The sequence below is a fragment of the Dehalococcoidia bacterium genome, from assembly GCA_003597995.1.
Taxonomy (GTDB): domain Bacteria; phylum Chloroflexota; class Dehalococcoidia; order Dehalococcoidales; family UBA1222; genus SURF-27.
Genome location: QZJY01000070.1, coordinates 47,894 through 61,058 on the forward strand (window position 1 = coordinate 47,894; position 13,165 = coordinate 61,058).

General features: G+C 51.2%; 16 protein-coding genes and 1 pseudogene. 3 read left to right on the plus strand and 14 right to left on the minus strand.

From position 1 onward, the window contains the following. Window positions 1-23: 23 nt before the first annotated feature. The 12 genes and pseudogenes from C4542_09275 to C4542_09330 form a co-directional block, all read right to left on the minus strand. Window positions 24-389: a response regulator gene (locus C4542_09275; GenBank protein RJO60474.1), complete on the minus strand. Its 366-nt coding sequence runs from the start codon at window positions 387-389 to the stop codon at window positions 24-26. A gap of 1 nt (window position 390) precedes the next feature. Next, on the minus strand, window positions 391-1,995 hold the full coding sequence (locus C4542_09280) for a PAS domain-containing sensor histidine kinase (GenBank protein ID RJO60511.1): 1,605 nt from the start codon (window positions 1,993-1,995) through the stop codon (window positions 391-393). A gap of 330 nt (window positions 1,996-2,325) precedes the next feature. Beyond that, a pseudogene (locus C4542_09285) lies at window positions 2,326-2,724 on the minus strand (PAS domain S-box protein). 128 nt (window positions 2,725-2,852) lie between these two features. Next, window positions 2,853-3,572: a hypothetical protein gene (locus C4542_09290; protein RJO60475.1), complete on the minus strand. Its 720-nt coding sequence runs from the start codon at window positions 3,570-3,572 to the stop codon at window positions 2,853-2,855. A 94-nt stretch (window positions 3,573-3,666) separates the two neighbouring features. Beyond that, complete coding sequence (locus tag C4542_09295; protein RJO60476.1) at window positions 3,667-3,849, minus strand: DUF1508 domain-containing protein; 183 nt, start codon at window positions 3,847-3,849, stop codon at window positions 3,667-3,669. Between the two features lie 119 nt (window positions 3,850-3,968). Then, window positions 3,969-4,565, minus strand: coding sequence for a DUF1508 domain-containing protein (locus C4542_09300; protein ID RJO60477.1), 597 nt, complete (start codon window positions 4,563-4,565; stop codon window positions 3,969-3,971). Window positions 4,566-5,005: 440 nt separating this feature from the next. After that, on the minus strand, window positions 5,006-5,260 hold the full coding sequence (locus C4542_09305) for a hypothetical protein (GenBank protein RJO60478.1): 255 nt from the start codon (window positions 5,258-5,260) through the stop codon (window positions 5,006-5,008). Window positions 5,261-5,620: 360 nt separating this feature from the next. Continuing rightward, a complete protein-coding gene (locus tag C4542_09310) occupies window positions 5,621-5,764 on the minus strand; it encodes a DUF3096 domain-containing protein (GenBank protein RJO60479.1) in 144 nt (47 codons plus the stop codon). Between the two features lie 83 nt (window positions 5,765-5,847). After that, window positions 5,848-6,066, minus strand: a complete 219-nt coding sequence (locus C4542_09315; protein ID RJO60480.1) for a YtxH domain-containing protein — start codon at window positions 6,064-6,066, stop codon at window positions 5,848-5,850. Between the two features lie 39 nt (window positions 6,067-6,105). Beyond that, window positions 6,106-6,351, minus strand: coding sequence for a YtxH domain-containing protein (locus C4542_09320; GenBank protein RJO60481.1), 246 nt, complete (start codon window positions 6,349-6,351; stop codon window positions 6,106-6,108). Beyond that, entirely contained in the window at window positions 6,341-6,634 is a 294-nt protein-coding gene (locus C4542_09325) for a hypothetical protein (GenBank protein ID RJO60482.1), read from the minus strand. The genes C4542_09320 and C4542_09325 overlap by 11 nt, the downstream gene beginning before the upstream one ends. Window positions 6,635-6,680: 46 nt before the next feature. Next, window positions 6,681-6,863: a DUF1508 domain-containing protein gene (locus C4542_09330; GenBank protein ID RJO60483.1), complete on the minus strand. Its 183-nt coding sequence runs from the start codon at window positions 6,861-6,863 to the stop codon at window positions 6,681-6,683. Between the two features lie 292 nt (window positions 6,864-7,155). Between C4542_09330 and C4542_09335 the strand changes: the two genes are divergently transcribed. Further along, window positions 7,156-7,881 (plus strand): DNA-binding response regulator, encoded by a 726-nt coding sequence (locus tag C4542_09335; protein ID RJO60484.1) that lies wholly within the window; start codon window positions 7,156-7,158, stop codon window positions 7,879-7,881. A gap of 266 nt (window positions 7,882-8,147) precedes the next feature. Here C4542_09335 and C4542_09340 read toward each other — a convergent pair whose 3' ends face one another. Then, window positions 8,148-8,789 carry a biotin transporter BioY gene (locus tag C4542_09340; protein ID RJO60485.1) on the minus strand — a complete coding sequence of 214 codons (642 nt, stop codon included), beginning with the start codon at window positions 8,787-8,789 and terminating at the stop codon, window positions 8,148-8,150. Window positions 8,790-8,824: 35 nt separating this feature from the next. Next, window positions 8,825-9,811: a biotin--[acetyl-CoA-carboxylase] ligase gene (locus C4542_09345; protein RJO60486.1), complete on the minus strand. Its 987-nt coding sequence runs from the start codon at window positions 9,809-9,811 to the stop codon at window positions 8,825-8,827. Window positions 9,812-10,036: 225 nt separating this feature from the next. On the opposite strand from C4542_09345, the gene C4542_09350 reads away from it, so the two are divergent. Then, window positions 10,037-11,578, plus strand: a complete 1,542-nt coding sequence (locus C4542_09350) for an acyl-CoA carboxylase subunit beta (GenBank protein ID RJO60487.1) — start codon at window positions 10,037-10,039, stop codon at window positions 11,576-11,578. A 790-nt stretch (window positions 11,579-12,368) separates the two neighbouring features. After that, window positions 12,369-13,163, plus strand: coding sequence for a molybdate ABC transporter substrate-binding protein (gene modA, locus C4542_09355; protein RJO60512.1), 795 nt, complete (start codon window positions 12,369-12,371; stop codon window positions 13,161-13,163). Window positions 13,164-13,165: the final 2 nt, after the last annotated feature.

Here is a 13,165-nt window from a genome sequence, read left to right on the forward strand (position 1 = left end):
GAATTTGACTATTCAACATAAACTCATTTAATAAATTGGCTGATTTCCTTGGCGAAGGTGCGCGTGTTAATTGGCTTGCCTATGAATCCGGAGTTTGGTATAGCGTTTATCGCTTCTCGGCCTTCCACCATTACGGATGCCGTGACAAAAACGATGGGGATATCGCGCGTGGTTTTATCTTGCCGCAATATTCTGGCAGCTTCGGTACCGCGCATATCGGGAAGTCTCACATCCATAACAATAATATCCGGTTTTTCTTTCCGGGCAATGGCAATTCCGCCGGAAGCATTTTCAGATATAAATACCTCGAATCCGGCGACCTCCAGGAGGTCTTTTTCCAGAATAAGATTGTTTCCATTATCATCGACGATTAATGCTCTCTTCCCCATCTCATATCACCTTCCTGGATACAATAGGCAGAGTAAACCTGACTTTGGTGCCTTTGTTTAGCCCTTCTGATTCTACGGAAAAATTCCCGCCGTGCAGCTCAACCAGCTTTTTTGAAAGCGGCAAACCTAGCCCGGTTCCCTCAGTTACCCGGGAATACGGCGTATCGACACGGAAAAACCCTTCAAATATTTTCCCGATATTTTCGGATGCGATACCGACCCCCGTATCCCAGACTACTATTTCCACCGCGGAACCGGCTTTCTTTGCCCGCATACCAATTCTACCGCCGTTGGGGGTAAACTTAACGGCGTTTGAAAGAAGGTTGTAAATTATCTCTTTTACCTTGAGCTCATCGGCCTCTATATCGGGCAGATCTTCGGCTATTTCGAGTGACATTTCAATTTTCTTTTTACTGACCATATCCGCTACCAGCATGGAAAGCTCATTTAACAGGCTTTTCATAGGCAAGATAGATAAAGCCAGCGTCATTTTTCCGGCTTCGACTTTTGCCATATCAAGTATCTGATTTATCAGTAAAAGAAGGTGCTTCCCGCTGGTTAAAACGTTATTAACATATTGCTTCTGCTTATCGTTTAACGGGCCGAAAGTCTCGTCGTATAATACCTCGGAGAACCCATTAATGGAGTTCAGCGGGGTTCTGAGCTCATGCGACATGTTGGCCAGGAACTCGGATTTAGCGCGAGCGGCGCGTTTTAACTCGGAAGCCAATTCCTTTAACTCTTCATGGGCTTTTTCCAGGCCGGTTTCTATCTCCTTGCGGTCGGTGATATCCTCAATGGCCAGGAGGATGATACGCTCCTTGCCAGACGCTCTTTGAATTTGCCGGGCATTCAGAAGCATGATACGCCGGCCGATAGTTGAAAAATTGTGTTCAACCTCATAGTTATCAAAGGTCGTTTTTTGAGGAAGGATGGTTTCCAGCAGTTCCCGCAGCTTGGGGATATTCCATTGTTTATTGCCCAGGTCGTAGATAAGCTGCCCCACGGTTTCTGCCGGTTCCACCTTGAAGACTTCATAAAAAGAGCGGCTGACCGTGACCACTCTGAGGTCCTGATCCAGAGAAATCAAGGGCTCACGCACGGTGTTGATGACGCTCTCAGCGAATTCACTGGCTTCATCCGCGGATTTTTTAATAACCTCGAGTTCTTTGCGGGTCTTTTCCAGACCGGCTTCTATCTCCTTACGCTCGGTGATGTCTTCGATGGCCAGGAGGATGATCCGTTCCTTGCCCATCCCCCGTTCGATTTGCCGGGCATTCAGAAGCATGATGCGCCGGCCGATGGTGGCAAAATTGTGTTCAACCTCATAGTTATCAAAGGTCGTTTTTTGAGGAAGGATGGTTTCCAGCAGTTCCCGCAGCTTGGGAATATCCCATTGTTTATTGCCCAGGTCATAGATAAGCTGCCCCACGGTTTCCTCGGGCTTTACCTTAAAGAATTCATAGAAGGAACGGCTGACCGCAACCACCCGGAGGTCTTTATCCAGAACAATTAGAGGTTCTCGCACGGTGTTGATTATGCTCTCGGAGTATTCACTGACGGTTAACAGTTGTTTTGCTTTTTTTTGTTCGGTTATATCGTGCATAATAGCCGACACGCCGTATATATTTCCCAGCTTGTCCTTGATTGACGAAAGAGTCAAAGAGACATCAATTACTACTCCATCTTTGCGGATGCGTTTCGTTTCATAATTTTTAATCAATTCTCCAGCTTGCAGTTTCTTAAGTTGATTGAGTACTTCTTCTTTGTAACCAGGAGGAGCTAAGAGGGAAATATTTTGGCCATGCATCTCTTTTTCGGAGTAACCAAGTATTTTTTCTGCCCCTTTATTCCAACTGACAATATCCCCCTGCAAAGTTTTCCCGATGATACCATCAATCGACGTATTAACAATTGCTGCCAAACCAAGATAAGATTCTTCCATACTCTTGCGCTTGGTGATATCTTCGATAGCCAGGAGAATAACTTTTGGCTTTTCCGGTGGCATGGGGATCCTCCGTGCATTCAAAAGCATGGTACGTCTGCCAACGCCAGGAAAATCGTGTTCCACCTCATAGTCATCAAAGGTCGCCTTTTGGGGCAGGATTTCTTCCAGCAGTTCCCTTAGCCTGGGGATATCCCATTGCTTATCACCCAGGTCATAAATTAGCCGCCCTACGGTCTCTGCGGGTTTTACCTCAAAAACATCATAAAAGGAGCGGCTGGCCGTGACTACCCTTAAATCCTGGTCCAGTACGATTAAAGGTTCACGCACCGTATTGACGATGCTCTCGGCATATTCAGGGGATACCGTAACTGTATTTTTGGGTGGCATATCTTTCTTCCTGCTTTCGGTGATACCGCCGCTCAGCATGGCGTCATCCTGCCAGAGTCAGCGAAATCTGATTCGTTTCGCTCCAGACGTCCTACCCTATCTTTTCCGTAACTTAACATGAATTTTGGCTATTTTTTAGTGCTGTGTCGAACCGGATGGATTTCCTCAAGTACTACATCTTTTTTACCGGTGTCCAATTTCAGGCCGAAATATTTGGAACGTTCTTCGAAGTTCTCTATCGATTCGTCTTCCCAGGGGATGTATTCCAAGGCCGCCGGGCTGCGGAAGGAATAAAGCAGAAGATCAATTACCTCGGTCGAAGAATTGGCCAGCTTCATGACGGTGTCTTTCCTCGCCGCAAAAACCTGGCCGGTTATCAGGGTGGGCACATTAGGATAATAGACGTTTATAATCGGGAAGATAGCATTTTTATGGCTCAGTTTAACCTTTTCCTCTGCCAGTATCCAGCCATAGGAGAGGCAGGTCGGTGAATACAAAAAGAGGCAGGGTACCATATGAGCCAGCCTGTTAATAGTCATTATCTCGCCCTGTCCGAAAAAGAGCCCTATTACCGGAACTTTGGAAAGCACTTTACCAAGCTTGGTTAGTTTCAATACCATGCCTGACAAATAGACAATCAATGCACAAAGGATTGCGCCGAAACCGAAGAATAAATACTTATCGGGTACAGCAACGCCCAGAATCATTCTCCCGACATTTTCGGCATTGGTGAATAGAAGAATCGTTATATAAATCACCAATATAACCGGAAGCCAGAAAACGATACCATAAAGTAAAAAAGTAGATTGGCTTTTTAAAAACTTCAAGTGTTCAGATATCTTCTTCACTAATCTACTCCTTTCATTACACTCAAACCGCAGTAGGAGCTGCTGCCGACAACAGCTCCTACACTCGCGGCTTGTTAGCTTCGACTCGTTGGAACTAGGTTGTCTTGTCTTCGATGACGGCTTTGGCGGCGCTCTCTTTGACGGATGCAATGCCTTTCATGGCACCGTCCTTGCTCGTATAACCCTCAGACACCGCAACGGTCTCACCGTTGCCAGCGATGAACTTGAAGCGAAATTCCCCGGATTTATCCTTGTTGATTTCAAACTTGGCTGCCATGTTATTCCTCCTTTATTTATTCTATCGATGTTTTCCAGACTAATCTCATCAGGGACCATCCCGTATTGAGCGTAGCAGTAACAGCACACTCACGGCTTGCTAGCTGCGGCTCGCCAGAACTAGGTTGTCTTATCGTTAACCAGGGCTACAGGCGCGTTTTCCCTGACGGACTCAATACCGTTCAGCGCACCCTCTTTGGCCGTATAACCCTCAGACACGGCGATGGTCTCCCCGTTTGAAGCAATGAGCTTAAAGCGGAATTCACCCGCAGTGTCATTGTTTAACTCAAATTTGGCTTCTGCCTTGCGTCTGCCTCTCTTTATGGCTACCAGGCGCACAATACCCAGGTATGACTTATACCCATGCTGGCTGTAGTAGTGGTCAAGCTCTGCCAGGTCTTCTTCTTTCTGCCACTTTTCAATCTCTTCCAGCCACTTGTCCTTGTGCATCCCCGGGGCATTCTTGAGGACCTCTTCCGGCATGTCCAGAACAAACTTCATTGTCTCCGGGTACCACTGCAAAGCATCCCACGGCAGGGCGAACCATTTATCGCCGAAACCCAGCGTGCCGCCGAAAGCCACCAGGACGAACGCAATTATACCTTCGTGCATATCCACTACGAAGGTTTGCACCTGGCCCATGTCCTCGTGCTGTTTGTTGACCACATCGTATTGCTTCAATCTGATAGTTGGTACGAACCTCGGTAATTTACTCATAATATTCCTCCTTATTTAGTACTCAGTTGATTCATGGCACAAACTGCCATATGCTAGAAAGCCCTGAAAACTCTCTTTAACAGCCAGATGATAATGAGAATGACTGCCAGAACCAGGGCGATGTAAATCAGCCCGCCGAGGGTTGGCAACGCGACCATGCCAAACACCCACAAGATTAATAGAATGATACCGATAACCAGTAATAAATCCAGCATGATGACCTCCTTTCCTTATATTAACGACTCTATTCTTTATCCAATTTTATTTATCTGTTACAGGTTCTGTTCCACAAGTACGCGTACTTTTCGGTTGGCGTCCAGAAGAACCACTTTATCTGGAATAAGGTCCTGTTGAAGTAATCTGATATTCTTGCCATGTATCACCCTCTTCTCTAATTTATATTAATGCATTCACCTTCTTGCCTGTTGAACGCAGTGCCATTAGCTTTTTTTCTCGGTTTCTTTAAGTTCTTCTGTGATGTCCTGAGACATCATGAGAAACAGCTTGCGAATTTTTTTCATGACCTCTTCGGCGGCTTTCTCCCCGGCCAGGCGCGCTTCTTCGGCTGCTTTCCTGGCCTCACCTGCGGCCTTCTCCGCCAGTCCGATGCTGGCATCGATTTCATCCAGAATCTCGGGCAACGGTTTTTGCATAATGTTATGCCTGGCAGAAGTTGATCGTGTTTTATCTTCCATTGCCCTTCTCCTCAGTAATAACTCCCCACGACCGCAAGGTAGTGGTATTAACTTAATACAACCCTCGATTGCCCTGCGTCTTTTTGTCCTGCTCTAGGGAGAACTTCACTCCTCGAACACGATAGTCGGGGAATTAAATTTGGAAAGTTAAAAGAGGTGCAGTACCGCCTTCAGCAGCCAGACAGCCAGGATTATCACGGCAATAACAAGTATTATGTGGATCAGCCTTTGATCGGAAAAATGACTTCTCCCCCAACCGGTCCCCCAGCCTGTGAACCACAGTATAACCAGAATAATGACGATAAGTAATAAGATATCCATGTTGACCTCCTTGCCTTAGAGTGCCCCGGGGGCCCAAACTTATTGTATGGCCTGAATAATGGCAATGATTCCGATAATGATGAGGTAAATGCCTATAAGATAGTTAAGTATCTTGGGGAAAATCATTATAATGACACCGAAAAGCAGAGTGATGATTCCCATTAGTAAACCGCTGATTACCATATTAATCCTCCTATAAACCGACCTTCTTTAGTTTTCTAAACTCTTTTTTTATCCCATTCGTCGATCAAAAAGAGACTCGAACCCTATGCAGCTTCTTTGCCGCCGCGCATGGCTGAAGCCCGTTCCTTGACCTTCTCGGCTAGCTCACCGGCTTTTTCGCGGGCTTCCATGGCCTTCTCTTTGAGCATAGAGCGGGTCTCGGCGCCAGACTTGGGGGCATACAGCATACCCACTGCCAGCCCGAAGACCGCACCCGCTACGAGGCCTATAACCAGCCCCTTCGCCATTCCATTGTCATCCATGGTATTATCCCCCTATCTTAAAATATATGTCTTCCTGGTTTACATGCCGGCTTCGGTGCTGCCACGTATTCTTTCTTTAGCTCTTTCCATCATGGTGCCGGCGCGTTCTTTCATCTCTTCTGTCATCTCCCCGACTTTTCCCTTCATCTCCATAGCCCGCTCTTTGAGCATGGCTCTGGTTTCCCTACCTGGCCGCGGGGCATAAAGCAGGCCGATGGCCAGACCGAGAGCTAAACCGGCGGCCAGTCCCGCGCCCAACAAAGCACCGCTGTTTTCATTCTCCATCAATCACCTCCTTTTTACTTCTTTTTAGAAATCCGCCTATAACTTCAATCCATCTGGCTATGCTCTGAAAAATACCCCCCACCTGGACAATGGGCCGCACTATCTGCTCTTTGGCGACAGTGGAGATCTCCTCGATATTGGATGACGTCACCTTTAAAGAATCAAGGATGAATTCCAAACGCCGAAACAGAGCGAAGGCCATTATCCCTATGATAATCAGAAAAATCACCCCTATCAAGCCGTAAACGATGATAGTCAGGTCGCGCAACCACTCGATTGTCACTTGATGCACCTCCAATCAGTTGCTGACACGAAGATGATAGGAGCTTTTAGTCGGCCTTATCTTCGACAGTCGCGCTGGGCGCATTCTGCTTGACGGATGCAATGCCTTTCATGGCACCGTCCTTGCTCGTATAACCCTCAGACACGGCGATGGTCTGACCATTGCCAACAACGAGCTTGAAGCGGAATTCTCCAGCCTTGTCCTTGTAGATTTCGAACTTTGCTGCCATGTTGTTCACTCCTTATTGAGTTGCCTTTTTCTCTTCTCGCCCTCGCCTAGGGGATAACAAAAGAGTAATAGGCATAGCTCCTCTAATGTAGAGCTAAGTATGTACCCTGTATCCCGAGGCCACAAGCCTCGCTAGCGGTTAAGGGACAGGTATGTTAGTGCTGATAGACTAATCTAATGAGTGGTAATGAATAGCAGTTGACAAAGCGGGGGTGGGGGGGTAAATTGGTGACAGAAAGCGCACCAAAGTATTGGTTATGGGTACACTAAAGTGTACTGGGGAGGGGTGAACTATGGCAGTCAAACAGCGCGAATCTGAAACGGTGGGTGTCCTGATGATTGATTTCAATCCGGTTGTTCGGGAGGGTCTGCAGTCTATTTTGGCTAAAGATGAGCGTATTGAAGTGACTGGAGACGTTCCTGATGGGCCTGAAGCTCTTCTGCATATTAAACGAGCATGTGAGCGGGGACGGCCTGTGCATGTAGTGTTGACCGAGACCCGCAACGATCACCTGGATGGGGTGCAAGCTACCAGGCTTATCAAGGACGCATTCCCGGAGGTAGCTGTCCTGGTGCTGACGGAGAACCTTAACGATTCTTATGTAATTGACGCCATTCATGCGGGCGCGGGAGGATACATCTTCCTCAAGGACACGGTACCGGAAGCATTGCTGCAGAGCATCCATCGCGTTGTCGAGGGCAGCACGCAGATAAAGACGGCATTGCTGTACACTGCCGTGGAGAATTTGATTCAAAATGGCCGCAGGACGCTGGCCGAGCGTACCACTGAGGCGGCTCACCTTACCGCGAGAGAAGTCGACGTGCTGAGGCTGATGGGAAATGGAGACTCGAACAAGATAATCGCCGCAAGCCTTGGTATCACCATGGACACTGCCAAAAAACACGTCAGAAATGTTATCGACAAGTTGCAGGCACGCAGCCGCACCCATGCCGCTATTATCGCCGCCCAGGCAGGCATCGTGGGCAATCCCGTGGCTAACGACATTCATCAAGCCTAGTTTTGGCGGTTAATGCAGTAGTTGTCAGAACCAGTACAGAACAAAACGCGTGTATATAAAGCATTTGACATCTGCATTTACCTTTAAAAACAAGAAATGGTGAGTCGGGCTACTCACCATTTCCGCGTATATCCGACCCTCCGTGCTGAAACGCTCCCCGGCGTTATATCACGCGCCAGGAGGGCGGCAATACTGCCCACACTGCTGGCGACAGGAGCAGAAGGCCAACAAGGTGTAGTCGGGGCCGCCTTACATCGAGCGGCTTCTCAGGGCAACCGCTCCTTCTCTGTAAATGACTCTTTCGGAGTGAGTATTCTGGCCGCCGCAGCCGCCAGTCCCGCTTTCAATATGTCTCCGGCGATGAAAGGCACTGCGCCAAGGCTGATAACGGATATTATACCGGCCGTGCTGCCCTTTACCATGTGCAGCCAGAAACCCAGCCACAGAAGTCCCGGGATATAAACCAGCACCAGGCTGGCAAAAAGCATCAGGCCGAACATGGCACTGAAGCTGCGGAATTTCGGGTATTTATCCGTGTAATAACCCAGGAAAAGCGCCGCCAGCACAAATCCGATAAGATAACCGCCCGTGGCGGAGAGCCCGCTAGTCCCGCCGTTGAACCAGGGTAAACCGGCAATCCCCAGGATGGCATATATGGCCAGGCTCACGCCACCCCACTTCCTGCCAAGCACAACTCCGGCCAGCAATACGGCAAAAGTCTGGCCTGTAAGCGGCACGGGTGTAAAGGGGAGGGCGATGCGCACCTGGGCCAGCAGCCCGGTCAGTCCGGCCATCAGCAAAGCCAGCGTTATCTTCCAGGGAAGGCTGGCCTGATAGCGCCAGCGGAAGGCGCCCAGACGCGCCAGCCTTAAGGTCTCCAGGGTATGCGTTGCGGTGTTAGTTGCCATAATAAATTCCTTTCCCTGTTTAGTTTTGACTTAAATCAAGTTGTAAGGTTTCTTAAAGACACGTCGCCGGCGACAATACGCTCTGTGTGGCCTGCGTCTGTTTTCAGCAGCAGGAAACCGTCTTGGTCGATGTCCAGCGCTTCTCCCGTCAGGCGTTCCCCGCTATCCGTGATTTCCACCAGAGAGCCGATGGTACTGCTGAGGCTTTTCCATTCCTGCCGGATACTTTCAAAGCCACCCGCCAGATAGCGGTGATAAACAGCCTCAAGCTCGGTCAAGAAACGCTGCACCAGGGCGACACGTGATATCTTGTGTCCGCACTCGGCGCAAAGCGAAGTGGCGACGGCGCGGACAGGCTCCGACCAATCCGATTCACGCGTGTTCACATTAATGCCGATACCCAGGATGACGTGGTTGATGCGGTCTAACTCGCAGCTCATCTCGGTGAGAATGCCGGCTACTTTTTTGCCGCCAATGAGGATGTCGTTAGGCCACTTGATGTCCGGCTTAAGACCGCTTTCGGCTCTGATAGCTCTGGCGGCGGCTACGCCGGCAATCAGGGGAATCTGCACAATCTGAGAGGGCTTCAACCCCGGTTTCAAAATGACGGAAAGGTAAACCCCGGCGCCCGGTGTAGAAATCCAGCTCCGGCCTTTCCTGCCCCGGCCCTGAGTCTGGTTTTCGGTGATGACCACCAGCCCCTCGGGTTCTCCTCCGCGGGCCAGTTCGGCGGCCAGGTCCTGAGTCGAGGCGCATTCGTCGCGGTAGACGATGCGTTTTCCGAAGCTCTGCGCGGCCAGACCGCGGCGGATTTCTTCGGGCAGCAACAGGTCGGGAGAGGAAACCAGCGAGTAGCCTTTGCGGGGCGAGGAGTCGATAACGTACCCCTGGCGGCGCAGCTCGTGGACGCACTTCCATATAGCAGCGCGCGACACACCGAGTTTCTTCCCCAGCGCCTCGCCCGAAAGCGGCTTTCCCCCCTGCCTGAAGGCTGCCAGAACGGCCTGTTTCACTGGCTGCACATTATATCAGGCTGCATACGTCTATGTAAACCTGTTTGTCAGCCGGCGGTTGACACAGGCAAATGGGGCGGTTGATTTTCGCCGGCGGCATGTTTTTCAGCCAGCCGTTGTGCTATGATTATTGCGGCGGACACACGTCACCGTCCGCAATATCCACATCTATGTTTGTCCTTCTGCGACTCCTTGTGTTACTATATTCAGGTTTTTGTAAAGGAGTAGTCGAATATGACTATTGACGATAAACTCAGCCGCATGGAGGCGCTGCGCAAGGGCACCAGTATCGCCGAACGCATCGCCGCCCAGCACGCACGCGGCAAGCTCACCGCTCGCGAGAGAATAGAGCTGCTGCTCGACCCCGGCACCTTTCACGAGATGGGCGGTTTCGTGACCCACCGCGCCACCGATTTCGGCATGTCCGACCAGAAGGAATACTCCGACGCCGTCGTTACCGGCAGCGGCGAGATAGACGGACGCCCCGTTTTCGTGTTCTCACAGGATTTCACCTTTATCGGCGGGACTATTTCTGAAGTAGTGGGCCAAAAAGTTGGGCAGGTGATGGACCGAGCGCTGGAGCGCGGTATGCCCGTCATCGGCATTTACGACTCAGGTGGCGCGCGTATCCAGGAGGGCGTGGCCAGCCTGGCGGGTGTGGGCGAGATGCTGCTACGCAACGCTCGCTGTTCGGGCGCCATCCCTCAGATTGCGGTGGTGGTCGGTCCCAGCGCCGGCGGAGCCGTTTATTCCCCCGCCCTGTGCGACTTCGTCTTCACCGTGAAGGGCATCACCCAGATGTACATCACCGGCCCGGACGTGGTGCGCTCGGTGACCAATGAGGTAGTGAGCCACCAGGAGTTGGGCGGGGCCGAGGTGCACAACCAGAAGAGCGGCGTGGCGCACTTCCTTTATGATAACGAGCAGGAGTGTTTTAAACAGGTCAGGAGGTTATTGAGCTTCCTGCCGCAGAACTGCAATGCAAAGACGCCAGTTGTCAAGACGGACGACAGCCCGCAGCGCACCGACGAAGCTCTTTTCACGCTGGTGCCGGACGACCCGCGCCTGCCCTACGACATGAAGAAAGTCATAAACACCATCGTGGACAATAGCGATTTCATGGAGGTGCAATCCCGCTTCGCCCCCAACATCATCTGCGGGCTGGCCAGGCTGGCGGGCAACTCCGTCGGCGTGGTGGCGCAGCAGCCATCGGTGCTGGCGGGGACCATCGATATCAATGCCTCCGTGAAAGCAGCGCGTTTCGTGCGCTTCTGCGACGCCTTCAACATACCGCTGGTGAGCCTGGTGGACGTGCCCGGCTTCATGCCCGGCACCGAGCAGGAGCATGGCGGCATCATCCGCCACGGAGCAAAGCTGATTTATGCCTACGCTGAGGCCACCGTGCCAAAGCTGACCGTCATCACGCGCAAGGCTTACGGCGGGGCGTATATCGTCATGAGCTCGCATCACTTGAAGGGCGACATCAATTACGCCTGGCCGGGCGCCGAGATAGCCGTAATGGGAGCGGAGGCGGCGGTTAACATCATCTTCCGCAAGGTGATTGCCGACTCTCCAAATAAAGAAGAAACGCGCAAGAAGCTGGTGGAGGAATACCGCGCGCGCTTCGACAATCCGCTTCAGGCGGCGGGGCTGGGTTACATAGACGATATTATAGACCCGCGCCGCACGCGCCCCATGCTGATTCAGGCGCTGGAAATGCTGCGCGACAAGTGCCAGAAGCTGCCGCAGAAGAAGCACGGGAATATACCGCTGTAATCTTTCCTCTCCCCACTGTTGGTGAGGTCAGGTGAGGGGGCAAAATCTCCTAACCAGTCTCTCCCATTAACAAGAGGAGATTACAAGGGATTTGAGAGGTTTGATTCATGAAGAATCCCTCTGCATCTCTCCTTCGGCAGGCTCAGGACAGGCTCTTTTCCAAAGGGAGAACCCACCCCATCCCGCCTTAGAAACAGACTGACGACGCGGCAAATTCGTTCCTCCCTCTTTTCGGATAAAACCAAAGTAAGGTTATCACTCGCAACTCTCACCCTCGCTGTTATCTCTCCCGTCGAGGGAGAGATGTTGTAATCCGTTTCCTCTCCCCTTGCGGGAGAGGATAAAGGTGAGGGGTGGACTCTCCATAAATGCCCTAGCATCGACTCTACAATCTAGCGAAATTGCGACCACATTTTTATATCTTGAAGACATGTTGAAGCGCTCATACGCGCTGTGCCGCTGCCCGATTTCTTCAACCTATTGACAACCTCTATCACTGGTGATATATTGGTATGACAAAATGTTCGGAAAAGCGCACCAGGTTAGGTAATTAAGCAGAAGGTAGGCCCTGCCGGGGGAAACCAGGGTGATGGGTGTTTTTCTTCCGCCCGTCTTAAATGGATAACCTCCCCCTCCCGTGTGCGGAGCCCTGGGTGTAATCGGGCGAGCGGCAGGGGCTACCAACCAGATAGTAACTCGGTAGGTGTTACGATGAAAGCCGCAGGCAGCGGCTTTCATCATGTAAAGAGGATAGATAAACAATGTTTATAGCGAGAATAAATTGAACAGAATCGGTAAATTTCTCACCCTGTCTCTGGCTTTGCTGCTATTACTGGGCTCTCTCATCGGATGCGGCACGGCGGTTCCCACCACGGTCACCACCGCCCCGGTTACTTTGAACGTCTCCGCTGCCGCAAGCCTGACGAACGCTTTAAAGGAAATCAACGCCCTTTACACCCAGTTGAAACCCTGGGTAACCATCACGCCGAATTATGCCAGTTCCGGCACGCTTCAGACGCAGATAGAAAACGGTGCTCCCTGCGACGTGTTTCTTTCGGCGGCCGCGACACAGATGGATAACCTCCAGAATGAAAATCTGCTGCTCGCAGGCTCGCGCAAAAACCTTTTGAACAACAAAATCGTCCTGATAGTGCCCAAAAGCAGCACGCTCGGCATCACTGGTTTTTCCGACCTCACCCTCCCCAAGGTGAAGCTCATCGCCATCGGCGACCCTAAATCGGTCCCAGCAGGCACCTACGCCCAGCAGGCTTTTACTGAGCTCGGCATGCTGGCAGCCATACAGTCCAAGTTCGTGCTGGGAGCCACCGTGCCCCAGGTCCTGCAATATGTTGATGGGGGTAACGTCGACGCGGGCGTTGTCTTTGCCACTGATGCCCTGTCTGATAGCAATGTCACCGTCGTCGCTACCGGCCCCGCCGATGTAAATGCCGGCATCGTTTATCCCGTGGCCATCATCAAGGCCAGCAAAAATGCCGACGCCGCCCAGGACTATGTCAACTTTCTTAGCAGCGCTCAGGCCAAAGCCGTTTTTGAAAAATTTGGTTTCACTTTAGCAGCAAAATAGAT